Source organism: Kribbella pratensis (assembly GCF_004366075.1).
GTDB classification, from domain to species: domain Bacteria; phylum Actinomycetota; class Actinomycetes; order Propionibacteriales; family Kribbellaceae; genus Kribbella; species Kribbella pratensis.
Window position 1 is genome coordinate 203,823 of the sequence record NZ_SODU01000001.1, and the last position, 24,286, is coordinate 228,108.

Genomic DNA, 24,286 nt, shown 5'->3' on the forward strand with positions numbered 1-24,286 from the left:
CTGGGGAAAGGTGAGACGGTGAGTGAGTGGGTGCGCCGGGTGTCGGCGGCCGTGGCGGTAGGCGCGCTGGGCGTGTCCCTGGCGGCCTGCGGTGAGCCGGACGACAACGCCCCGCACCCGGGGGACCCGACGCCGAAGCTGATGCTGCTGCGGCTCGCGACCACGGACAAGATCTCGACGCTCGACCCGGCCGGGCCGTCCGACGTCGGCTCGCGGACCGTCCAGGCGAACCTCTACCAGACGCTGCTGACGATCCTGCCGGACAAGCCGACCCCGGTGCCGGACGCCGCGGACTGCCAGTTCGACTCGCCGACGACGTACACGTGCAGCCTGAAGGAGCACCTGACGTTCCCGAACGGTCACGAGCTGACCTCGTCGGACGTGAAGTTCAGCTTCGACCGGCTGGTCCGGCTCAGGACGCCCGGGGGAGCGGCGGCGCTGTTCTCCTCGGTGAAGTCGGTGAGTACGCCGGACGAGCTGACCGCGGTGTTCAACCTGACCAACCCGGACGCGCGCCTGCCGTACCTGCTGACCACGACCGCCGCCTCGATCGTCGACGAGGAGTCGTACCCGGCGAACAAGCTGCTCGACACGAAGGCGATCGGCAGCGGGCCGTACCAGCTGGCGGGATACAAACCGGGGACCGAGGTCACGCTGACGAAGTTCCCCGGGTACCACGGTCCGCGGGCGGCGCAGAACGACGGCGTGACGATCAGCCTGATGAAGGACTCGAACGCGCTCTACCAGGCGGTCACGACCGGCAAGGCGGACCTCGCGTTCCACGGGTTCGGCCCGAGTCTGCTGGACAAGCTGCGCAAGTCCGACCAGGTCCAGGTCGTCGAGACGGGCTCCGCGGAGATCCGGCTGTTCACGTTCCAAATGAAGTCGTTGCTGGCCCGCAATCCGGCCGTACGGCGTGCGGTGGCACAGCTGATCGACCGCCCGGCGATCGCGAAGAAGGCGTACGGCGACCACGTGTCGCCGCTGTACTCGGTGGTGCCGCCCGGCTACGGCGGACAGGCTGACGCGTTCAAGACGGAGTACAAGCAGCCGAGCAAGACGGCGGCCGCGGCGATCCTCAAGGAGGCGAACATCGCCGTACCCGTGCCGCTGACGGTCGGGTGGACGCCCTCGCAGTACGGCGTCGGCGCGAAGGCCGAGGTGCTGGAGCTGAAGCGGCAGTTGGAGGCGTCCGGCTTGTTCCGGGTGACGCTGCGGGGTGCGGAGTGGCCGCAGTACCAGGAGCTGACGAAGACTGCGACGTACGACCTGTACCAGGCCGGCTGGACTCCGTCGTACCCGGATGCGGACGACTACCTGACCCCGTTCGTGGCGATCGACGGCGAGTTCGTGAACGGCTACCGGTCGGCGGCGGCGACGAAGTTGCTGCAGCAGGAACGGACCGAGCAGAACGGTCTGAAACGCGACGACCTGATCGGACAGCTACAGGGAGTGATCGCGCGGGAGGCGCCGGTGATCCCGAGCTGGCAGGGACGCGTCGCGGTGGTCGCCGGCAAGGATCTGGAGAACCTCAAGACGGCTCTCGATCCGCTCTCGTTCCTGTATCTGTCCGGCCTTCGAAAGTGACACAAAGATGCCATGGCAGTAACGGTTCGCAAGGTGCTGACGACCGTGGGTGCGACGCCGTGGTTTACTGCGGAAAGTCCACGATACGGGACGATTTCCTGACGATCACGATCGGGCAACGCAGCACTTTCCGCGTTTGACTCCGGGCTGTAATGGCGGCAGGTTAAGGCGGCAGCCATTCCGGATTTCGTTCCGGTTCATCCGAACCAGGCAGGGGAACTCATCGCGTGAGCACGCCACTCGAGGTCGAGCCGGGATCATCCTCAGCGCAGCCCGAGGCGATCCTCGAAGGCGTCGGCAAGATCGAGGGCCGGTCGCTGTGGCAGATCTCGTGGATTCGGCTGAAGCGCGACAAGGTCGCGATCGCCGGCGGCGCCTTCGTCCTGCTGCTGATCCTGGTCGGCATCTTCGCGCCGGTGGTCTGCAAACTGGTCGGTGTCACCCCGAACGATTTCCACCAGGATCTGGTGGACCCGTCGCTGCAGACCCCGATCGGCAAGCTCGGCGGCGTCAGCTGGGACCACCCGTTCGGCATCGAGCCGGTGAACGGCCGCGACATCTTCGCCCGGATCGTGTACGGCGCCCGCATCTCACTGCTGATCGCGTTCCTGGCGACGCTGCTGTCGGTCGTGATCGGTGTCGCGATGGGGATCGTCGCCGGGTACTTCGGCGGCTGGGTGGACACGCTGATCAGCCGCTTGATGGACATCTTCCTGGCGTTCCCGCTGGTGCTGTTCGCGCTGGCGATGGTCGGTGCGATCCCGGACCAGATCTTCGGGCTGAAAGGCAACACCCTGCGGGTCGCGCTGATCGTGTTCATCATCGGCTTCTTCAGCTGGCCGTACATCGGCCGGATCATCCGCGGCCAGACACTGTCGCTGCGGGAGCGGGAGTTCGTCGACGCGGCCCGGAGTCTCGGTGCGCGCCGCCCGTACATCCTGTTCACCGAACTGCTGCCGAACCTGATCGCGCCGATCCTGGTGTACGCGACCTTGCTGATCCCGACCAACGTCCTGTTCGAGGCCGGCCTGTCCTACCTGGGCTTCGGTGTCCGCCCGCCCACGTCGAGCTGGGGCGACATGCTGTCCGGCGCGGCGAACTGGTACCAGGTCGACCCGATGTACATGATTCCGCCCGGCTTGGCGATCTTCGTCACCGTGCTTGCGTTCAACCTGTTCGGTGACGGATTGCGCGACGCGCTCGACCCGCGATCCCGGTAGGCGTTTCGCATCAACCAGGGAGCCTGGCTCTCAACGATTAAAGGGGTGCAACAAGAGATGAGATGGAATCGCATCACGACGGTAACAGCCGTCAGTGCGGCCGTCGCCTTGAGCCTGGTGGCCTGCGGGGGACCGAAGGCTTCCTCCGGAGGGTCGGGTGGCGGCAGCAGCGCGGCGACGCCCGAGTTCGACGCGGCCAACAACAAGATCTTCAATCCGAGCGACAAAAAGGGCGGCACGCTCCGGATGGCGATCACGGAGAAGTGGGACTCCACCGACCCCGGTGACACCTACTACGGCCTGTCCTGGAACCTCGTGCGGAACTACGTCCGGCCGCTGATGACCTTCAAGTCGGCACCGGGCAAGGAAGGCGCAAAGGTCGTGCCGGACCTCGCCGAGAAGCCGGGCGAGCCGAGCGACGACGCCAAGACCTGGACGTATCACCTCCGCAAGGGCGTCAAGTACGAGGACGGCACCGAGGTCAAGGCCAAGGACGTCATGTACGGCGTCGCCCGGTCCCTGGACAAGACCACGCTGCCGAACGGGCCGACGTACTTCAACGACTTCCTGCTGGACGTCCCGAAGGACTACAGCGTCGCCAAGGACCCGCAGATGAAGCAGTTGTCCAAGGCGATGACGACGCCGGACGACTACACCATCGTCTTCCACCTGAACAAGACGTTCGCCGGCTTCGACTACTTCGCGCAGCTGCCGTCGACGGCGGGGGTCCCGCAGGCGAAGGACACCGGCACGAAGTACCAGCTGCACCCGATCTCGAGCGGCCCGTACAAGTTCGAGAGCAACGACGCGAACAAGGGCTTCACGCTGGTCCGCAACGACCAGTACGACCCGGCGACCGACCCGGACTCGGGCCGCAAGGCGCTGCCGGACAAGATCACCGTCGCCTACAACGTGAACGGCGCCGACATCGACAACCGGCTGCAGGCCGGTGACCTCGACGTCGACATCGCCGGAACCGGCGTGCTGGCCGAGACCCAGGCCAAGGTCCTCGCCGACCCGAAGCTGAAGGCGCACACCGACAACGTGCTGTCCACGCGCCTGAACTTCACGGTGTTCAACAGCCAGGTCAAGCCGCTGGACAACGTCGACTGCCGCAAGGCGATCCTGTACGCCGCCGACCACGAGGGCTACCAGCGCGCGTACGGCGGTCCGATCGGTGGCGACATCGCGACGAACCTGATGCCGCCGACGGTCGTGGGCGCGCAGAAGTTCGACGACTACGGCTTCGAGCAGGACAAGAACGGCAATCCGGCGAAGGCCAAGGAAGCGCTGACGAAGTGCGGTATGCCGAACGGCTTCAGCACCAACATCGCCTACCGTGCGGACCGGCCGAAGGAGAAGGCCGTCGCCGAGTCGCTGCAGCAGTCGCTGGCCAAGGTCGGCATCAAGCTGACGCCGAAGGGCTTCCCGACCGGTGACTACACCAAGCTGTACGCCGGCAAGCCGGACTACGCGAAGGCCAACGGCCTGGGCATGATCGTCTACAGCTGGGGTGCGGACTGGCCGGACGGTTTCGGCTTCCTCAGCCAGATCGTCGACAGCCGGGTCATCCGGGCCGCGGGTGGTAACACCAACCTGGGGATCCGGATCCCGGAGGTCGACCAGCTGATCGACAAGGCGCTGGCGACCACCGACGACGCCGCCCGCAACCAGATCTGGGTGGACGTCGACAAGAAGGTCATGGAGCAGGCCGGCGTGCTGCCGGGTATCTGGGCCAAGGGTCTGCTGTACCGCCCGGACACGCTCGCGAACGTGTTCAGCAACGACGGTCAGAACATGTACGACTACGCGAGCATCGGACTCGCACAGAAGTAGTAGTCGGCAGTCAGTTGCCCTGACCAACAATCACCAGTAGAGGTAGGTGAAGGCTGAGGGTGGCCGATGATCAGCGATGATCACCGGCCACCACGCCGAGCATGGTGTTCGCATATCTAGTTCGCCGGGTGATCGGAGCAGTACTGCTGCTCCTCATCGTCACGGCCGTCACGTTCGCGATCTTCTTCCTCGTCCCGAGACTCGGCGGTGCCACCGCCGACGACCTGGCCGGGCGCTACGTCGGCAAGAGCGCGGGGCAGGAGCAGATCCACAACACGGCGGTCCGGCTCGGCTTCACCGACCCTCTCTACGTGCAGTACGGCCGATTCGTGAAGGGCCTCGTGGTCGGCCAGGACTACAACTACGGCACCGGCATCGAGCGCTGCCCGGCGCCGTGTTTCGGCTACTCGTTCCTGACCCAGCAGCCGGTCTGGCCGGACCTGGTCGCGCGAATACCGGTGACGGCGTCGCTCGCCGGCGGTGCGGCCTTCATCTGGCTCATCACCGGCGTCGGCACCGGCATCGTCTCGGCGCTCAGACGTGGGTCGGTGCTGGACCGATCACTCATGTCGGTGGCGCTGGCGGGTGTGTCGCTGCCGATCTTCTTCACCGGTCTGCTGTCGCTGTCGATCTTCAGTTACGGCCTCGGCTGGACCCAGCAGGGCGGCATCAACCCACTCGACGAGACGAACCCGTTGTGGTGGGCGTACGACCTGATCCTCCCGTGGGTCACGCTGGCCTTCCTGTACGCCGCGGCGTACGCGCGACTCACCCGCGCCGGCATGCTCGAGACGATGAACGAGGACTACGTCCGGACCGCCCGCGCCAAGGGCCTCACCGAGCGGACCGTGATCCTGCGGCACGGGCTGCGGTCGGCGCTGACGCCGATCCTGACGATCTTCGGCCTCGACCTCGGTCTGCTGATGGGCGGCGCGATCCTCACCGAGACCACGTTCTCGCTGCCCGGCATCGGTCAGTACGCCGTGATCGCGCTGCGGGCCAACGACCTGCCGAAGGTGCTCGGAGTGACCCTGGTCGCCGCGTTCTTCATCGTGCTGGCGAACCTTGTCGTTGACCTCCTGTACGCCGTCGTCGACCCGAGGGTGCGAATCTCGTGACTGAGCCGATCGAAGAAGTCCAGGACGCCCCGGTGCAGCGGGTGGAGCGCGGCGAGGCGTTCCTCGATGTTCGCAACCTGCAGGTGCACTTCCCGACCGACGACGGTGTGGTGAAGTCCGTCGACGGCGTGTCGTTCAAACTCGAGCGTGGCAAGACCCTCGGAATCGTGGGCGAGTCGGGCTCGGGCAAGAGCGTGACGAGTCTGTCGATCATGGGTCTGCACCCACCGGGGGTGGCCAAGATCAGCGGCCAGATCTTCCTCGACGGCCAGGATCTGGTGTCGTCGAGCCGTGAAGAGGTGCGGCTGCTCCGCGGCAAGCGGATGGCGATGATCTTCCAGGACCCGCTGTCCGCGATGCACCCGTTCTACACCGTCGGGCGGCAGATCATCGAGGCCTACCAGGTGCACAACGAGGTGAGCAAGCAGGTCGCGCGCAAGCACGCGATCGAGATGCTCGACCGGGTCGGCATCCCGCAGCCCGACCGGCGCGTGGACGCGTACCCGCACCAGTTCTCCGGCGGCATGCGGCAGCGCGCGATGATCGCGATGGCGCTGTCCTGCGACCCGGACCTGCTGATCGCCGACGAGCCGACCACGGCCCTCGACGTCACCGTGCAGGCGCAGATCCTGGACCTGATCCGGGACCTCCAGCGCGAGTTCAACTCCGCGGTCATCATCATCACCCACGACCTCGGTGTGGTTGCCGAGCTGGCCGACGACATCCAGGTGATGTACGCCGGCCGCGCAGCCGAGTACGGCACCGCGGAGGACATCTTCGACCGCCCGCAGCACCCCTACACCTGGGGTCTGCTCGGCTCGATGCCGAGGATCGACCGGGAGCGCTCCGAGCGGCTGATCCCGATCAAGGGCACACCGCCGAGCCTGATCAACGTACCGAGCGGCTGCGCGTTCAACCCGCGCTGCAACTACGCGCACCTGAACGACGGGCTCAGCCAGACCGAGCGGCCCGAGCTGCTCGACACCGGTAACGGCCACTTGGTCGCCTGCCATCTCTCCCCGCAGAACCGCCGGCAGGCGTGGGAGACCGACATCAAGCCGAAGCTGTGAACGGGACCGGAAATGGGACGCGGACTGTGACTACTGCTGACACCGAATCGACTCCCGTCGTTCCCAAGATCGGCGAGGAGATCCTGTCGGTCGACGGCCTCGTCAAGCACTTCCCGATTCGCAAGGGCGTCCTGCAGCGCCAGGTCGGCGCGGTGCAGGCGGTCGACGGCCTGACGTTCAACGTGACCCGCGGCGAGACCCTGTCGCTGGTGGGGGAGTCCGGCTGCGGCAAGACCACGACCGGGCGGTTGCTGACCCGGCTGCTCGCGCCCACCTCGGGCAAGATCGTGTTCGAGGGGCGGGACATCAGTCACCTCGGCGAGGGGCGGATGCGTCCGCTGCGTCGCGACGTACAGATGATCTTCCAGGACCCGTACGGTTCGCTGAACCCGCGGCACACCGTCGGCAAGATCGTCGGCGCGCCGTTCCGGCTGCAGCACGTGAAGACCGAGCACGGCGTGAAGCGGGCCGTGCAGGAGCTGCTCGAGCTGGTCGGTCTGAGCCCCGAGCACTACAACCGGTATCCGCACGAGTTCTCCGGCGGTCAGCGGCAGCGCATCGGGATCGCGCGCACGCTGGCGCTGCGGCCGAAGCTGATCGTCGCCGACGAGCCGGTGTCGGCGCTGGACGTGTCGATCCAGGCCCAGGTCGTGAACCTGCTGGAGGACCTGCAGGAAGAGTTCGACCTGACGTACGTGATGATCGCGCACGACCTGTCCGTCGTACGGCACGTGTCGGACCGGGTCGCGGTCATGTACCTCGGCAAGATCGTCGAGCTGGCCGACCGCGTCGACCTGTACGAGAAGCCGATGCACCCGTACACCGTGGCGCTGCTGTCTGCCGTCCCGGTGCCGGACACCAAGCGGAAGGGCAAGCAGGAGCGGATCCGGCTGCAGGGCGACGTCCCCAGCCCGATCAACCCGCCGCCTGCCTGCCGTTTCCACACCCGCTGCTGGAAGGCGCAGGAGATCTGCAAGACCCAGGAGCCCCCGCTGGTCGAACTGAAGCCCGGCCACCAGACCGCCTGCCACTTCCCGGAGAACGTGGAGGCACCCGCCGCCAAGGCCGATCAGTAGAAGTCGATGATCGGCCTGCCGGTCGGCAACGCGAACGGCGCGATCCGCGGCGGCGTCGTACTGAAGGTCAGCCTGGAGAAGTTCGGTACGGCGACCTTGACAGTGCCGGTCGCGGCGGTCACGACGAGCAGATCCGTCTCCGCCGCCTTCGAGAACCGGCGCTTGCCCGCGGCAACGAACCTGTCGTCGTCGAGCCACTGGCCGAAGAACAGGCTGTCGTAGGCGTACGGCAGGCCGACCTGCCGCGCGGTTGCCACGTCGTACAGCGCGGGGCTCGCCCAGCCCGGCTCGATGCCCAGCAGCGCGTCTTCGGGCTCGGTCATCAGGTACTTTGCGGTCGGCGAGAGGAACGCCCTCTGGCCGGAGAACCTTGCCGGGGCGGTCGCCGACACGGTCTCCGCGATCGCCAGGCTCACGGCGGGTGGACGCTGCTCGAGCGGTTGCTGGAACACGATCTGCCCGGCCGTCACCGCGCGGACCGCGTTCGTCGAGACCTTGGCGATCCGTGTGCCCTGGTTCGTCCGGATGTCCCAGCGGTAGGGGCCGTCGACCGTCCCGAAGTACGCCATGTCGCCGTCGATCGCGACGACCTCTGAGCGGTACACGAGGCTCACGTTGGGCGGGATCGTGTTCCCGATCGCGGTCCGCACGAGTTCGCGATTCGCGGCGACGTCGTACACCACGGACTCGTAGCGGTCGTTGAAGCCCTCGACCCAGGCGACCAGGTTCCCGCGATGGTCCGCTGTCAGGCTCCAAGCGCTCTTGCCGGTCGAGCGGACGCCTGAGCGGTCAGCCACGTGGATGACATTGTCGGCGCTCAGGAACACGAAGCCTGCGTCGGTCTGGACGAACGCGGTCACCCGGTGCGGCGCCACCGAGATGACCTCAGAGCCGTAGTGGATCTCGCTGCCCAGTGCAAAGGTCGCGCGGCGTTGCGTGAACGGCCCGGGCCGGGCCGGCTGGGGTTGTTCGTTGCGGGGCCTCAGCACACTCGCTCCGCCGACGGCCACGGCCGCGGTCGCGACGGCACCGCCGAGGATGCCGAGCGTGCGCCGGCGGGCGGCCCGGTGGTTGCCGGCCGCAATGATGCCGTCGAGGTCGAGCGGCGGCGGCTCGGTGCCGGCGGCACGTTCGGCCAGCGTGTCTCTGAGGAGGTCGTTCATTCGGTGATCCCTGCCTTCAGCACGACGTCGGAGCCCAGGCGGGCCCGGAGCTTCTTCAGTGCGTCGGAGACCTGGCTCTTCACGGTCCCGACGCTGCAGCCGAGGATCTCGGCGGTTTGCGGTTCGGTGAGGTCTTCGTAGTACCGCAGCACCAGCGCGGCGCGTTGCCGCGGCGGGAGCTTCTGCAGTTCGCGCCACAGCCAGACCCGGGCGGTCGCGTCGTCGGCGCCGACGGGCTGATCGGGTACGTCGTCGTACGGCCGCTCCGCTCGCCAGGACTTCCGGCGCCACCAGCCGATCGCGGTGGTGGTGATCGCGCGGCGCGTGTATGCCTCGGCGTTGTTCGGATCGCGCAGACGGTGCCAGCCGACGTACGTCTTGACCAGCGCCTCCTGGACGAGGTCCTCGGCGAGGCCGCGGTCGCTCGTCAGCAGGTACGCGTACCGGAAGAGCGCGCCATGTCTACTGGTCGCGAACTCGGCGAACCCGGTCGCCTCGGCCATCTGTCCCCCTTGGGTCTGTCTACCCTCCCTGACGTGGGGACGTAGGCAAAGGGTTGGGCGTTGCAGCTAGAAGCAACCGGGCGATGAGCGCGTGACCGGCCGAATCCGGGTGGTCACCGTCCGAGGCGAGCAGCGCGGTGATGTCGGTGCTGTTCTCGAACGGCGTGTAGATGTCGACGTAGGTCGCGTCATCAGCCCGTGCCGCGGCGGCGATAGCGTTGTTCGTGCGGATCGTGAGCTGGTCGCTGGCGATCCGGCCGCTGGGGGTGTACTGCTGCTTGGCCACGTCGCCGTCCTTGAAGACGTTCCAGTAGCCGGTCATCAGGATCGTGGTCGGCAGGTTGCCGCGGAGATCGTGCACGCGGCTCAGGATCCGGCCGAGATTGGCCGTCAGCTGCTCGTACTCGTCGGACACGCAGTCGCCGGTGCACTGCCCGCTGGTGACGTCGTCGTGGTGGTCGCCGAAGTCGTTCGCGCCGATGGTGAGCAGTACGACGTTCGCGGCTTTCGTGGCCTGCTCGACGGGTGAGTTGCGCTGGTCGAGCTCCTGCAGCAGACCGGTCGAGTCGAGGCCCGCGACGCCTTGGTTGTCGACCGTGACCGGTACGGCGGAGCGGTTGTGGAGCAGGTCGCCGTACAGCTGAGGGAAGGCGGCGCAGTCGCAGTTGGAACCGGAGGTGACCGAGTCGCCGAGGGCCACCACCCGGACCTGGCCTGCGGCAGGCGGTGGGAGGAGCTCGCTGACCGTGTCGGCGCCGGTGACCGCGCTGACGAACGCGAGCACGAGCAGGCCGGCGGCGAGCCGTCGGAGTGTGTGGATCACGCCGGTTTGGTGTGGCTCCCGTCGTGCTGAGGAAGGGCGAGCTGGTTGACGAGCCAAGGATAGGCCGACGCGAACGCGGGCGCGGCGAACTGCCACACGTGCGTGCCGGGGGAGATCTCGACCCGGGACCAGATGCCCACCTTGGCCCCGGCCGTGGACAGTTCCTCGGCCTCGTGCTGGTGGCGCAGCTCCGCGGTGCTGGTGAGGAACAGTCCGTTCACGCCCGTGTACTTGCCGTGGGCACGCATCACGAGGAGCGGTTCGTTGGCCTTCTCGAGCGCCACGTTGCCGCCGTACAGATCGTGCAGGCTGGCGGCCGGCGTCGTCGTGTACGGCGCGAGGTCGCCGGAGATGTCGATGAAGTGGTCGAACACGTCCGGGTGCTCGACGACCAGGTCGAGGGCGCAGGTGCCGCCCATCGAGAACCCGGCGACGGCCCACTGCCTCGGGTTGGTGGAGGCGCCGAACGTCTTCTCGACGTACTTCGGGATGTCCTCGTCGAGATGGTCGGCGGAGTTGCCCCGCGGCCCGTTCACGCACTCGGTGTCGTTGTCGAACTTCGCGATCGGGTCGGTGAACACCAGGATCGGCGCGTACCCGTGGTGCCGGTGCGCGTACGCGTCGGACACCTGTACGGCGTTGCCGAGGCGCACCCAGTCACCCGGGCCGCCGCGCTCGCCACCGATCAACTCGACCACCGGGAGCGCCTGCCGGTGAGCGCCGCGGACGAACCAGATCGGCGGCAGGTACACGAGCTCCTGCCGGTGGTCGAAATGGCTGTACGTCGCGGGAATGTTCACCGCGACCAGCCGCCCGGCCGTCGGCATCTTCGTCGTACGGGCGTCGTGCGCGAGCCCCGACATCGACACCTGACCCGGCAGCGGAGCGTTACGCCAGTCGTTCACCGCGGAGTCGATCGTGGGGTAGTACCCGACGAACTGGTTGACGCCGTTGGCACCCACCAGCGCCGCGAGCGCCGCCGCAACCACAGCCGCCCCCCGCCGCCACCACCGAGCACTTCGCCACCCGACCCCCAGCACGATCAGCGCCCCCACAGCCACCCCGAACCACAACCACACGACAAACGGCAGCGGATCCGTCAGCCCGACGAGCTTCGCCCCCGGGTACGCCGCCACCAGCGTCACCAACGCGGCCCCACCAGCCACCCAGGGCACCCGCCGCCGCCACACCCGATCCCGCCACCCCACCGCCACAACCAACACCCCGGCAGCCAACACCTCCAGCACCACCGGAAACCATCCCCCGAGCAACGACACACTCATCCAACCCTCCGAACCCTGAACAAACCCAAACCGCAGACGCCCCACCACACCAAACGGTTGGCACGCCAGTCGCCGCCCCTCTCAGCGGCTACTCAGCCACCGAAGGCGAAGGCGGGAGGCACCTACGTCCACCGAGTCGTGAATCTCGGCGGTCGAACGCCGCTGACAGCAGCCTCGATCCACGACTCGGGATTCCGCGGACCAACCAAACGCCACGACTCGGCGTGCTGCCGAACGAGCAGATCCAGCGCGCAAGGTGGGCGTTCGGTGGTGCGGGCGACAGGAATGGCGCATGGCGACAACTCGGGAGTCGTAGGGTCGGGGCATGCTCGATCATCTGGTGTTGGCTACTGACGATCTTCGGGGGAGCGTGGCTGCGTTTGCTGCGGCTACTGGGGTTGAGCCTGTTGAGGGTGGGCGGCATGTGGGGCGGGGGACTCGTAACTATCTGGTCGGGCTCGGGGATGCGTCGTACCTGGAGATCATCGGGCCTGATGTCGAGCGGCCGGTCGAGGGGGCGATGCCGTTCGGGATCGATGGGCTTCAGGGGTCGCGGCTGGTGACGTGGGCGGTTCGGCCGGCGGACATCGAGGCCGCGGTGGTTGCGGCGCGGGAGGCCGGGGCTGACCTCGGCCCGATCGAGTCGATGAGCCGGAGGACGCCGGCGGGGGAGTTGCTCAGTTGGCGGCTGACCGCGGCGTACCCGGCGCCGTACGACGGGATCGTGCCGTTCCTGATCGACTGGGGGACGAGCCGGCATCCGGCCGGGTCCGGTTTGCCGTCGGTGGAGCTGGTCGACTTCGGGGCGACGCATCCACGGCCGGACGAGGTGAACGCCGTACTGGACGCGCTGGAAATCGGTCTGCGAGCGGTGCCGGGTGAGCCGGGATTGCAGGCGACGGTCGCCGGACCGGGAGGTACGTACTCGCTGCGGTGAGTTCACCGGGTGTCGCAGCCGGAAGCCAGGTGGGCGCCGTTCGACAATGTCGAACGATGGGCGTTGTGCCGCCTCGCGATCGCTCCTACATTCCAGCCAGCCGTGGTCGTCACGGCGGGGAAGGGAGGTTCGGTATGGCTACGACCGAAGCGGTCAAAGCGAAGACCCTTCTGGGGGAGTGTTCGGCCGAACTGGCGGGCACGTTCATCCTGATCCTGTTCGGCGTCGGCGTGGTGGCGCAGGTGGTGGCGGGCGGGATCGGGAACCACGACTCGATCGCGTGGGCGTGGGGTCTCGGCGTGACCCTGGGCATCTACACCGCCGGCCGGATGACCGGCGCGCATCTGAATCCGGCGGTGACGATCGCGCTGGCGGCGTTCCGCGGGTTCAGCTGGAAGAAGGTGCTGCCGTACTCGGTGGCGCAGTTCCTCGGGGCGTTCCTGGCGGCGCTCGTGGTTCGCTGGAACTACACCGAGGCGATCGGCAAGGTGGACCCGGGGCACACGATCAAGACCCAGGGCATTTTCTCCACCCTGCCCGGCAACGGCAGCCTGGATCTCGGCGTGCACATGTGGGGCGGCTTCCGGGACCAGATCATCGGTACGGCGATCCTGATGTTCGTGATCCTCGCGATCACCGACCTGCGCAACACCTCCCCGGCGGCGAACCTGGCGCCGTTGATCGTCGGCCTGCTGGTGGTCGGGATCGGGATGGCGTGGGGCACCAACGCCGGGTACGCGATCAACCCGGCCCGTGACTTCGGTCCCCGGGTCGCCTCGTTGATCACCGGGTACGGAGGAGCACTCAAGGATCAGTTCGGGGACGTCTATTTCTGGGTGCCGATCGTGGCACCGATCATCGGCGCGCTGGTGGGTGCGTTCCTGTACGACCTGTTGGTCGGCCGGAACCTTCCGATCGCCGAAGAGGACGAGGAGCCGGGCCGGATCCCGGAGGAGAACACCACAGCATGAGCAGGCAGCGTGAGCAGTGTCGTGAGCAGTGTGAGGAGAGGACTTTCCATGGCTGACTTCGTCGGCGCCGTCGACCAGGGCACCACGAGCACCCGTTTCATGATCTTCGACCACTCCGGCAACGAGGTGGGCATCCACCAGTTGGAGCACGAGCAGATCCTGCCGCAGGCGGGCTGGGTCGAGCACAACCCGGTCGAGATCTGGGAGCGGACCAGCTCGGTGATCCAGACCGCGCTGGGTTCGAAGGGTCTGCAGGCGAGTGACCTGGCGGCGCTCGGGATCACCAACCAGCGCGAGACGGCGGTGGTCTGGAACCGCAAGACCGGCCGGCCCTACTACAACGCGATCGTCTGGCAGGACACCCGGACCGACCGGATCGCGTCCGCGCTCGAACGCGAGGGCAAGGGCGACGTCATCCGGCAGAAGGCCGGCCTGCCGCCGGCGACGTACTTCTCGGCCGGCAAGGTGCAGTGGATCCTGGAGAACGTCGACGGCGTCCGGGCGGCGGCCGAGGCCGGTGACGCCGTGTTCGGCAACACCGACACCTGGCTGCTGTGGAACCTGACCGGTGGCGTGAACGGTGGCGTGCACATCACCGATGTGACGAACTCCAGCCGCACGATGCTGATGAACCTCGAGACGCTCGACTGGGACGACGAGCTGATCAGCTTCTTCAACATCCCGCGGCAGATGCTGCCGGAGATCCGGCCGTCGTCGGACCCGAACAAGTACGGCGAAACACTCGCCCACGGTCCGCTCGGCGGCGTCGTACCGCTGACCGGCGACCTCGGCGACCAGCAGGCCGCGACCGTCGGCCAGGTCTGCTTCAACCCGGGCGAGGCCAAGAACACCTACGGCACGGGTAACTTCATGCTGCTCAACACCGGCACGGAGCTGGTCCGTTCGAAGGCCGGCCTGCTCAGCACGATGTGCTACAAGTTCGGCGACGAGGCCCCGGTGTACGCGCTGGAGGGCTCGATCGCGGTCACCGGCTCCGCGGTGCAGTGGCTGCGGGACCAGCTCGGCATCATCTCCGGTGCGAGCGAGACCGAGACGCTCGCCCGCCAGGTCGAGGACAACGGCGGCGTGTACTTCGTGCCCGCGTTCTCCGGCCTGTTCGCGCCGTACTGGCGGTCCGATGCCCGCGGCGCGATCGTGGGTCTGTCCCGGTTCAACACCAACGCCCACCTGGCGCGCGCAACACTGGAAGCGATCTGCTACCAGAGCAAGGACGTCGCGGACGCGATGGAGAAGGACTCGGGCGTGAAGCTCGACGTGCTCAAGGTCGACGGCGGTGTGACGGCGAACGAGCTCTGCATGCAGATGCAGGCCGACATCCTCGGCGTACCGGTGAGCAAGCCGGTCGTCGCGGAGACCACCGCGCTCGGAGCGGCGTACGCGGCCGGCCTGGCCGTCGGGTTCTGGAAGAACCAGGAAGAGCTCGTCCAGAACTGGAACGAGGACAAGCGGTGGACGCCGCAGTGGGACGACGACCAGCGTGCGACGGGGTACGCCGGATGGCAGAAGGCCGTCCAGCGCACGCTTGACTGGGTCGACGTCGACTGATCTAGCACGACCTACGGATTCGGAAGGACGAAACACAGTGGCTGTAGTGGCTCTGTCACCGCAAGCAAGGGCCGACGCGATCGACGCGCTGGCCGACGGGCGCGAACTGGACGTCCTGGTGATCGGTGGCGGGGTGGTCGGCACCGGCGCGGCGCTCGACGCTGCGACCCGCGGCCTGACCACCGGACTGCTGGAGGCGCGCGACTTCGCGAGCGGCACCTCCAGCAGGTCCAGCAAGCTGATCCACGGTGGCCTGCGCTACCTGGAGATGCTCGACTTCCGGCTCGTGCACGAGGCGCTGCAGGAGCGCGGTCTGCTCCTGCAACGCCTGGCGCCGCACCTGGTGAAGCCGGTGCCGTTCCTGTATCCGCTGCAGCACCGCTGGTGGGAGCGGTTCTACGCCGGCGCCGGCGTCGCGCTGTACGACGGTATGGCGGTCAGCTCCGGCCTCGGCGCCGGACTGCCCATCCACCGGCACCTGACCCGGCGCGGCGCGATGCGGCTCGTTCCGTCGTTGAAGAAGTCCGCACTGGTCGGCGCGTTGCAGTACTACGACGCGCAGGTCGACGACGCGCGGCACACGATGGAGCTCGCCCGGACCGCGGCGTCGTACGGCGCCTTCGTCGCGAACCGGGTGAAGGTGACCGGGTTCCTGCGGCAGGGCGAGCGGGTCACCGGCGTCCAGGCGAAGGACCTGGAGAGCGGGCGCGAGTTCGAGGTCCGCGCCAAGCAGGTCGTGAACGCGACCGGTGTCTGGACCGACGACACACAGGCGATGGTGGGGGAGCGCGGGCAGTACCACGTCCGCGCGTCGAAGGGCATCCACCTCGTCGTGCCGAAGGACCGGATCCAGTCCAGCACCGGGATGATCCTGCGGACCGAGAAGTCCGTGCTGTTCATCATCCCGTGGGGCCGGCACTGGCTGATCGGCACCACGGACACGGACTGGCAACTGGACAAGGCGCACCCGGCCGCGACCAGCAAGGACATCGAGTACCTGCTCGACCACGTCAACGCGGTCCTCACCACACCGCTCACCCGCGAGGACGTCGAGGGCGTGTACGCCGGTCTGCGGCCGCTGCTCGCCGGCGAGTCGGAGAGTACGTCGAAGCTGTCCCGCGAACACGTCGTCGCGCACGCGGCGCCGGGTCTCGTGGTGGTTGCCGGTGGCAAATACACGACGTACCGGGTGATGGCCAAGGACGCGATCGACGCGGCCGCGGACGCGCTCGACGGACGGGTGCCGCGCAGCGTCACGAAGAACATCCCGCTGGTCGGCGCGGACGGCTACCAGGCGCTGTGGAACCAGCGGCACCTGATCGCGCGACGCTCCGGCCTGCACGTCGCCCGGATCGAGCACCTGCTGAACCGGTACGGCGCGCTGATCGACGAGGTCCTCGAGCTCGTCGCCGAGGACCCGTCGCTGGGCGAGCAGCTGCCCGGCACGCAGGACTACCTGAAGGCCGAGATCGTGTACGGCGCGAAGGCCGAGGGGGCCCGTCACCTCGACGACATCCTGGCCCGGCGGACCCGGATCTCGATCGAGGCCTGGGACCGCGGCGTCGGCGCCGCCGAGGCGGCCGCCCGGCTGGTCGCCCCGATCCTCGGCTGGGACGAGGCCACGATCGAGCGGGAGGTCTCGTTCTACACCCGGCGGGTCCAGTCCGAACGCGACTCGCAGGACCAGCCCGACGACGAGTCGGCAGATAAGGTCCGCCTCGAAGCACCGGACATCGTCTCCCCGGCCTGACAACTGGACGTCCTCGTCCCTCCCGTGTCTTACTCGATGCGGGAGGGACGAGATCATGGTGGGGGAGACAGCACAGTTGGATGGACAGTGGCGAACGCTGTCCATCACGGGTGGGTCGGCCGGCGTGGCAGGGCTGCTGCTGGTCGCCGGGAGTCAGGCGCTGGTGCAGGTCGGCGGCGGCGAGCCGGCGTTCGACGCGTCCGGGGACGAGATCCTGCGGTTCCTGGAGGCGCGGCACGACACCCTGTACGCGATCGGGACGTTCCTGGGCCTGCTCGCCGTACTGGCGCTGGCGTGTTTCGTCTCGGTGGTAGCGGTGATCCTCCGCGAGGCGGAGGGCCGGCCGGCGTGGCGATCGGCGTTCGCGTTCACATCGGGCCTCGCGTTCGTCGTACTGCTGATGAGTCCGGGCTGGGAGCTGGCCGCGTACCGGACGGACGACGGCGTCGACCCGCAGATCGCCCGGTACGCCTTCGACATGGGAAACCTGGGTTTCGCCAACGCCTGGGTGGCGCTGGCCGGATTCCTCGCCGCGGCCGGGTGGATCATGGTCGGTACGCCGTCGCTTCCGAGCTGGCTCGGCTGGGTCGCGATCGTGGCCGCGTTCGGTTTCCTGCTCGGCCGCGCGTTCTGGACCACGTCCGTCTGGCTGATCCCGTACGCGGTCTTCTGGATCTGGGTCGTCGCGCTCAGCATCTACCTGTTCCGCGGCCGCGTGCCGGGGAGGACCGGCTGAAGGGTTGCTACGGCTCTTGGTCCTCGGGGCGGATCCAGTTGAAGGTGCGTTGGACGGCGGCCTGCCAGTTCGCGTACTCGGTGGCGCGACGCGCCGGATCCATGTGCGGCATCCACTGGCCGGCGCGGTGCCAGTTGCTGCGCAGGCCTTCCAGGTCGGGCCAGTAGCCGACGGCCAGTCCGGCGGCGTACGCCGCTCCGAGCGAGACCGTCTCGGTCACCATCGGGCGGACCACCGGAACGTCGAGCAGGTCGGCGAGGAACTGCATCAGCAGGTTGTTGGCCGTCATCCCGCCGTCCACCTTCAACGCGGTCAGCGCGATCCCGGAGTCGGCGTTCATCGCGTCGACGACCTCGAGGGTCTGGAACCCGGTCGCCTCGAGGACGGCGCGGGCCAGGTGTCCCTTGGTGATGTAGCCGGTCAGCCCGGCGATCACGCCCCGCGCCTCGCTGCGCCAGTGCGGCGCGAACAGCCCGGAGAACGCGGGCACGATGTACGCGCCGCCGTTGTCCTCGACCGTCCGCGCCAGCGTCTCGATCTCGGCCGCGGTGTGGATCATCCCGAGCCCGTCGCGGAACCACTGCACGAGCGACCCGGTGACCGCCATCGAGCCTTCGAGCGCGTACGACGCCGGCTGGTCGCCGATCTGGTACGCGACCGTCGTGAGCATCCCGTGCTTGGACCGGACGATCTCCTGCCCGGTGTGCAGCAGCAGGAACGATCCCGTGCCGTACGTGCACTTCGCCTCGCCCGCACTGAAGCACGTCTGCCCGAACAGCGCCGCCTGCTGATCGCCGAGCGCCGCACCGATCCGGACGCCCGGAAGTACTTCGGTCGCGGTCGCGAACACCCCGGACGACGGGCGGATCTCGGGGAGGATCGCGCGCGGTACGTCGAACGCCTCGAGCAGTCTGTCGTCCCATTCGAGCGTCTCGATGTTCATCAGCATCGTCCGGCTCGCGTTCGTCACGTCGGTGGCGTGCAGTCCGCCGTTCGCACCGCCGGTGAAGTTCCAGATCAGCCAGCTCTCCATCGTGCCGAACAGGATCTCGCCGCGCTCGGCGCGTTGCCGCAGACCTGGGGTGTGATCGAGCAACCACCGGATCCGCGGCGCGGAGAAGTAGGTCGTCAGCGGCAGACCGCACAGTTGCGCGAACCGGTCCGGGCCTTCGCTGCCGGCCAGTTCGGTGACCAGCCGGTCCGTCCGGGTGTCCTGCCAGGTCACCGCGCGCCCGATCGGCCGGCCGGTGACGCGATCCCAGAGCAGACTGGTCTCGCGCTGGTTCGCGATGCCGATGGCAACGATCTGGGACGGCGTGGCGCCGATCTGCTTGATGGCGGCCGGCACCACGCGGGTGACGTTGTTCCAGATCTCCCCGGCGTCGTGCTCGACCCAGCCCGGCCGGGGGAACAACTGGTGGTGCTCCCGTTGTGCCACCGACACCAACCGCCCGCGCCGATCGAACAGGATGCATCGGGTCGAGTTCGTCCCCTGATCCACTGCTGCCACATACTGCTCAGCCATCGATCCACCTCACGGGTCCTCCCGGAGGTCGCGGGCGATGGCGTCGGCGGTGGCGCGGACCATGCTGACCAGATCCCCGCGGTGCCGGAGCCTGCTGTCGCAGATGCGCTCGATCCGGCCGGCCAGCCCGACCGCGCCGACGACCAGGCCGCCGAGGCCCCGGATCGGTGCCGCGATGCTCGCCAGTTCGACCGTGTGCTCCTCGAACTCGGTCGCCCACCCGCGCGACCGGACCGTCGCGAGCTCTTCGCTCAGCTGTACCGGATCGGTGATCGTCCGTGTCGTGTACGCCTCCAGGCTCCTCGGCCGGGCGCTGGTGTCGTACGCAAGCACGGCCTTGCCGAGTGCGGTCGCGTGCGGAGGCAGCGTCGTACCGACGTCCAGGTCCTGGTCGCTGTCGTCGGGCCGGAAGACGTGGTGCACGACCTCGACCTTGCCCTCGACGAGGCGGCCGACGCGCACCACCTCGCCGCTGCGGGAGGCGAGCGAGTCGGCCCAGTTGATCGCGCGGCTGCGTAGTTCGTTGGGGTCGAGGTAGCTCTCGCCGAGCCGGCCGAACGCGTCGCTCAGGTGGTAGTGCGCGCCGCTGTGGTCCTGTTCGACGAACCCGACCTGGTGCAGCGTCCGGACGATCCCGTGCACGGTCGTCTTCGCCAGGCCGAGCGCGTTGCCGAGGTCGGCCACCCCCAACCCGTCAGGCGCGGCGGCGAGCAGTCGCAGCACCGCCGCGGCCCGCTCGATCGACTGCACGGTCCCCGGCACACCGGCAGGCTACCTGTGAATCACTGGTCTGGCTCCACCTCACACGTCACGCCGAGCCATCACCTGAACCGATCACCTGAACCGATCACTCTGAAGCGATCGCTTGCAGGACGTCGAGCCGGGCTGCGCGACGGGACGGCCAGACCGCGGCCAGTACGCCGAACACGATCGCGAGCGCAACCGCGATCAGCAGTTGCAGCACCGGGATGTCGCGGACCGCCAGGCCGTCGTCCACCATCGCCGACTGCACCGCGACGGCGAAGGCGACGCCGATCGCCAGGCCGAGCAACGCGCCGAGCAGGGTGATCGCGATCGACTCGACCCGGAGCATCCGGCTGAGCTGCGGCCGGTCCATCCCGATCGCTCGCAGCAGGCCGATCTCCCGGGTCCGTTCGACCACACCCAGCGCGAGTGTGTTCACGATGCCGAGCAGCGCGATCAGGATCGCCATCGCGAGCAGGAACCCGACCGCGACCAGGACACCGTTCACGGGCTCCCGCGCGACCGCGGCGTACGCCTCCTGGTCGCGGACCTCGATCGTCGGGTAGTCCTTGCGCAGCTGGTCGAGGATCCCGGTCCGGACCTGCGCCACCTGATTGCCCTTGGCAACTTCGACGTACAGCAGGTTGTCGCTCGGCGACCCGCCGACCGTCGCGTACGTCGGCAGCGACACGACGATCGCGTTCAGCTGCCGGTTCGGGGCGAGCACCCCGCCGACGGTCAGGCGATGGGTGCCGTTCGCGGTCTTCAGCTCGAACGGCTTGCCGACGGTGAGCTTCAGGGTCTTGGCGAGGTTGCGGGGGAGGATCGCTTGACCGGCGGCGAGCGCCGCGGGCGAGCCGGCGTCGAACGCGGTCGTGACCGGCCCGGCGAGCGTGCCGTCGCTGACTCCGGTGACCTGGACGTTCGTCGTACCGACCTCACCGGATTGCTGACGGACCCGCTGCACCGCCTGGACGCCCGGGATCTTGGCGGTCCGGTCGCCGACCTCGGTGCTGAAACTGGGGGTGCCGTCGTTGGTGATGAGGATCTCGGCGGTGCCCAGCGCGTCGACCAGGCTCTTGTCGATCGACGCCTTCACCGAGGCGCCGATCACCAGCAGGCCGCTGATCAGGCCCACGGAGATCATCAGCGCGGACGCGGTGGCCGACGTACGGCGTGGGTTCCGCTCGGCGTTGCGGCGGCCGAGGGTGACCGGCGCCTTGCGGCCGAACGGGTACATCAGCGCGCGGACGACGTACCGGCTGATGAGCGGGTTGAGCATCACGACCGCGAGGACGGCGGTGCCGGTGCCGAGTGTGATCAGGACGGCGCCGGGGAGTCCGCCGGCGCCGACGCCGATACCGAAGAACAGGACGGCCATCAGCAGCATGAAGGCGCCGATCACGAGCCGGACGAGCAGCGAGCGTTCCGGGACGTGGACGTCGTCGCGCATCGCGGCGACCGGTGGGAGCTTCCCTGCCCGGCGGGCAGCGGGGGCCGCGGCGGCCACCGTCACGCCGATGCCGATCAGGTAGCAGGCGATGATCGTGGTCGGTGTGACCTGCAGCGACGCGGTCGGGATGCGCAGGTCGAGCAGTTCGTAGCCGAACCGGATGCCGGAGGCCACGCCGACGCCCACCAGCAGGCCGAGCGTTGCTCCGACGAAGCCGATGATGACGCTCTCGGCGAGCACCGTACCGGTGATCTGGCCGCGGGACGCGCCGATCGCGCGGAGCATCGCGAGCTCCCGGGACCGTTGCGCGACGACCATGGCGAATGTGTTGACGATCAGGAACCCGCCGACGAAGAGGGCGAGGCCGGCGAAGAGGAGCAGCACGGTGCCGAACCCGCCGAAGGTGTTGTCGAGGTCGTTCTCGCCGTCGGTCGCGACCTGCTTCGCGGTCCTGACCTTGACCGAGTCGCCGATGGTGTCCGCGATCGCCTTGCTGACGGCGTTCGGGTCGGAACCTGGTTCGAGCGAGACGGTGATCGACGTCCAGCCGGGCCTGCCGAGCAGCAGGAGCTGAGCGGTCGCGCCGTCGAAGCTGACCAGCGGTGCGCCGGCTGCCGCCCCGGCCTGCGCGGGGGTCGTGGTCGCGGTGAGCGTCGCGGTGACGGCTCGGGTCGGTGTGACGATCCGGACCTGGTCACCGACGTGGTAGCCCGCGCGGCTCGCGGTCGACTCGTCGAGTGCGAGCTGGTCGCTGCTCCAGGGCGCTGTACCGTCGACGAGCTTGAAGGGCGCCGCACCGGGATCCCGCGGCCAGGCGGCACCGAAGGACGTCAAGCCGTAGCTCTCCAGCGGTTTGCCGTCCGGGCCGAGGATCTGCACGTTGCCGACCAGGAGCTGCGGGACCGCGGCAGCGACACCGGGTACGGCGGCGATGCGGTCGACGAGCTCGATCTGGAAAGTAGCGGGGCGGTCCGTGCCGGTCTCGATCGGGGACGCCGGCGTGACCGTGATGTCCGCCGTACTTACCGCGAAGTTCTTCTTCAGCGCCGAGGACAACGTGTCGGTGAAAACCATCGCGCCGCCGGCGAACGCGACGCCGAGGGTGACGGCGAGCGTGCACAGCACGAAGCGGAGCCGGTGCGCCAGCACCGAACGGAGGCCGAGCTTGAACATCAGCCGGCCAGCTCGTCGGCGGTGTCGTGCCGGCTCTCCAGTTGCTTCATCGCGTCGAGGACGGACTCCGCCGTCGGGTCGACCAGTTCGGACCGCAGCTGTCCGTCGGCCAGGAACAGGACGCGGTCGGCGTACGACGCGGCCGTCGGGTCGTGGGTGACCATCACGACCGTCTGGTTGAACTCCCGGACGGAGCGATGCAGGAAGTCGAGGACGTCCCCGGAGGACCGCGAGTCGAGGTTGCCGGTCGGCTCGTCCGCGAACACCACGTCCGGGCGGGAGACCAGCGCGCGGGCGCAGGCGACGCGCTGCTGCTGGCCGCCGGACAGCTCGGACGGCTTGTGGGCGAGGCGGTCCATCAGGCCGACCGTGTCGACGACCGTGGTCAGCCAGTCCTGGTCGGGTTTGCGGCCGGCCAGGTCGAGGGGGAGTGTGATGTTCTCCAGCGCGGACAACGTCGGGACCAGGTTGAACGCCTGGAACACGAAGCCGATCCGGTCCCGGCGCAGATGCGTGAGCTGCTTCTCCGGCAGCGTGGTCAGGTCGACGTCACCGAGGAAGACCTTGCCGTCGGACGGCTTGTCCAGGCCCGCGAGACAGTGCAGGAGCGTCGACTTGCCGGAGCCCGACGGCCCCATGATCGCGGTGAACCGGCCTTTCCCGAAGTCCGCGCTCACGCCGGCCAGCGCATCCACCTGCGTGAGGCCAACGCCGTACCGCTTCCAGACGCCGGTCGCTCGCACCGCCACATCGCCCACACTCATGCGACGAACCGTATCCACCCAGGGTTCCTCTCCCCGGGGCGAGGTCAGCTCTAGCCGTCGACTGTGATCAGGTCTATGCCCGCCGACTCCGCGGCGACTTCCTCCACCGAGCGGGTGGGGAGCGGCGGGGGCGTGCCGCCCCAGGCCGGGCAGATGGGCTTGTGGTCGCACCAGTCGCACAGCGGCCCCGGGCTGGGGCGCCAGTCGCCGGAGTCGAGGGCTCTGGTGATCGCGACCCACAGCGCGGAGACCTTGCGTTCGCAGGCGCGCAGGTCGGCCTCGTCGGGGACGTAGCGGACGATCTCGCCGTTGCCCAGATAGACCAGTTGCAGCATCGCCGGCACCACGCCGCGCAGCTTCCACAGCACCAGCGCGTAGAACTTCATCTGGAACAGCGCCTTCGCCTCGAAGAACTCCGACGGCGAGCGACCGGTCTTGTAGTCGACCACCCGGATCTCTCCGGTCGGCGCCACGTCCAGGCGGTCGACGTACCCCCGCAGTACCAGACCGGAGTCCAGCGCGGTCTCGACGTACAGCTCCCGCTCGGCGGGCTCCAGCGCGTTGGGGTCTTCGAGTGCGAAGTACTTGCCGAGGAGTTGGTGCGCCTCGGCCAGCCACTTCGCCAGCTCCTCGCCGTCCGCGTCCTCCGCGAACAGCTCCGCGACCTCCGGCTCCTCCTCCAGCAGTCGTTGCCACTGCGGCTCGAGCATCTGCGCCGCCTGCTCCAGCGTCCGCTCGCCGCGGGGCAGGTCGAACAACCGCTCCAGCACCGCATGCACGACAGTCCCGCGGACAGCGGCCGCCGACGGTTTCTCCGGCAGACGGTCGACCACCCGGAACCGGTACTTCAGCGGGCAGCTCATGAAGTCCGCGGCCCGGGACGGCGACAACGCCCCGCGCGGATGCACATGCGGATCGACTACAGCTGCAGCGCTCATGCCCCAAACCCTAGGCACAACCACCGACAGTTCGCCCGCACCCCACCCCG

Annotated in this window: 20 protein-coding genes; 11 read left to right on the top strand and 9 right to left on the bottom strand. The window is 68.4% G+C overall.

Annotated features, from left to right (window positions below):
* Positions 1–18: 18 nt before the first annotated feature.
* The 6 genes from EV137_RS00960 (at position 19) to EV137_RS00985 (ending at position 7,907) form a co-directional block, all read left to right on the top strand.
* Positions 19–1,587, top strand: a complete 1,569-nt coding sequence (locus EV137_RS00960) for an ABC transporter substrate-binding protein (protein ID WP_134125848.1) — start codon at positions 19–21, stop codon at positions 1,585–1,587.
* 227 nt (positions 1,588–1,814) lie between these two features.
* Positions 1,815–2,807 (top strand): ABC transporter permease, encoded by a 993-nt coding sequence (locus tag EV137_RS00965; protein WP_134004871.1) that lies wholly within the window; start codon positions 1,815–1,817, stop codon positions 2,805–2,807.
* Between the two features lie 57 nt (positions 2,808–2,864).
* The gene (locus EV137_RS00970) at positions 2,865–4,643 is read left to right on the top strand and encodes an ABC transporter substrate-binding protein (RefSeq protein WP_133789166.1); all 1,779 of its coding nucleotides are present in this window, start codon (positions 2,865–2,867) and stop codon (positions 4,641–4,643) included.
* 101 nt (positions 4,644–4,744) lie between these two features.
* A complete protein-coding gene (locus EV137_RS00975; protein WP_255517715.1) occupies positions 4,745–5,761 on the top strand; it encodes an ABC transporter permease in 1,017 nt (338 codons plus the stop codon).
* Entirely contained in the window at positions 5,758–6,831 is a 1,074-nt protein-coding gene (locus EV137_RS00980) for an ABC transporter ATP-binding protein (protein WP_134125850.1), read from the top strand. Before EV137_RS00975 ends, EV137_RS00980 begins: the two co-directional genes overlap by 4 nt.
* 26 nt (positions 6,832–6,857) lie before the next feature.
* Entirely contained in the window at positions 6,858–7,907 is a 1,050-nt protein-coding gene (locus EV137_RS00985; protein ID WP_134125852.1) for an ABC transporter ATP-binding protein, read from the top strand.
* On the opposite strand, the gene EV137_RS00990 is transcribed toward EV137_RS00985, so the two are convergent.
* Genes EV137_RS00990 through EV137_RS01005 form a run of 4 tightly spaced genes read right to left on the bottom strand, consistent with a single transcriptional unit; the run spans position 7,901 to position 11,679 of the window.
* Entirely contained in the window at positions 7,901–9,070 is a 1,170-nt protein-coding gene (locus EV137_RS00990; protein ID WP_134125854.1) for a hypothetical protein, read from the bottom strand. The two genes, EV137_RS00985 and EV137_RS00990, sit on opposite strands and share 7 nt — an antisense overlap.
* The gene (locus tag EV137_RS00995; protein WP_134125856.1) at positions 9,067–9,573 is read right to left on the bottom strand and encodes a SigE family RNA polymerase sigma factor; all 507 of its coding nucleotides are present in this window, start codon (positions 9,571–9,573) and stop codon (positions 9,067–9,069) included. The genes EV137_RS00990 and EV137_RS00995 overlap by 4 nt, the downstream gene beginning before the upstream one ends.
* 19 nt (positions 9,574–9,592) lie before the next feature.
* Positions 9,593–10,396 (bottom strand): SGNH/GDSL hydrolase family protein, encoded by an 804-nt coding sequence (locus EV137_RS40370; RefSeq protein WP_166679747.1) that lies wholly within the window; start codon positions 10,394–10,396, stop codon positions 9,593–9,595.
* Complete coding sequence (locus EV137_RS01005) at positions 10,393–11,679, bottom strand: alpha/beta hydrolase (RefSeq protein WP_134125860.1); 1,287 nt, start codon at positions 11,677–11,679, stop codon at positions 10,393–10,395. Before EV137_RS01005 ends, EV137_RS40370 begins: the two co-directional genes overlap by 4 nt.
* Before the next feature lie 325 nt (positions 11,680–12,004).
* Between EV137_RS01005 and EV137_RS01010 the strand changes: the two genes are divergently transcribed.
* From EV137_RS01010 to EV137_RS01030, 5 genes are all read left to right on the top strand, one after another.
* Positions 12,005–12,616, top strand: coding sequence for a VOC family protein (locus tag EV137_RS01010; protein WP_134125862.1), 612 nt, complete (start codon positions 12,005–12,007; stop codon positions 12,614–12,616).
* Positions 12,617–12,750: 134 nt separating this feature from the next.
* Positions 12,751–13,587 (top strand): MIP/aquaporin family protein, encoded by an 837-nt coding sequence (locus EV137_RS01015; RefSeq protein ID WP_134004852.1) that lies wholly within the window; start codon positions 12,751–12,753, stop codon positions 13,585–13,587.
* Between the two features lie 48 nt (positions 13,588–13,635).
* On the top strand, positions 13,636–15,153 hold the full coding sequence (glpK, locus tag EV137_RS01020; protein WP_134125864.1) for a glycerol kinase GlpK: 1,518 nt from the start codon (positions 13,636–13,638) through the stop codon (positions 15,151–15,153).
* Between the two features lie 37 nt (positions 15,154–15,190).
* On the top strand, positions 15,191–16,903 hold the full coding sequence (locus tag EV137_RS01025; RefSeq protein WP_134004848.1) for a glycerol-3-phosphate dehydrogenase/oxidase: 1,713 nt from the start codon (positions 15,191–15,193) through the stop codon (positions 16,901–16,903).
* Positions 16,904–16,958: 55 nt separating this feature from the next.
* On the top strand, positions 16,959–17,639 hold the full coding sequence (locus tag EV137_RS01030; RefSeq protein WP_134125866.1) for a hypothetical protein: 681 nt from the start codon (positions 16,959–16,961) through the stop codon (positions 17,637–17,639).
* 7 nt (positions 17,640–17,646) lie between these two features.
* On the opposite strand, the gene glpK (EV137_RS01035) is transcribed toward EV137_RS01030, so the two are convergent.
* The 5 genes from glpK (EV137_RS01035) to EV137_RS01055 form a co-directional block, all read right to left on the bottom strand.
* Complete coding sequence (gene glpK, locus EV137_RS01035) at positions 17,647–19,164, bottom strand: glycerol kinase GlpK (RefSeq protein WP_134125868.1); 1,518 nt, start codon at positions 19,162–19,164, stop codon at positions 17,647–17,649.
* A 9-nt stretch (positions 19,165–19,173) separates the two neighbouring features.
* On the bottom strand, positions 19,174–19,926 hold the full coding sequence (locus EV137_RS01040) for an IclR family transcriptional regulator (protein ID WP_134004842.1): 753 nt from the start codon (positions 19,924–19,926) through the stop codon (positions 19,174–19,176).
* Positions 19,927–20,011: 85 nt separating this feature from the next.
* Positions 20,012–22,534, bottom strand: coding sequence for an ABC transporter permease (locus EV137_RS01045; RefSeq protein WP_134125870.1), 2,523 nt, complete (start codon positions 22,532–22,534; stop codon positions 20,012–20,014).
* Complete coding sequence (locus tag EV137_RS01050) at positions 22,534–23,298, bottom strand: ABC transporter ATP-binding protein (RefSeq protein WP_134125872.1); 765 nt, start codon at positions 23,296–23,298, stop codon at positions 22,534–22,536. Before EV137_RS01050 ends, EV137_RS01045 begins: the two co-directional genes overlap by 1 nt.
* A 50-nt stretch (positions 23,299–23,348) precedes the next feature.
* Positions 23,349–24,236 (bottom strand): RecB family exonuclease, encoded by an 888-nt coding sequence (locus tag EV137_RS01055; RefSeq protein WP_134004836.1) that lies wholly within the window; start codon positions 24,234–24,236, stop codon positions 23,349–23,351.
* Positions 24,237–24,286 lie beyond the last annotated feature (50 nt).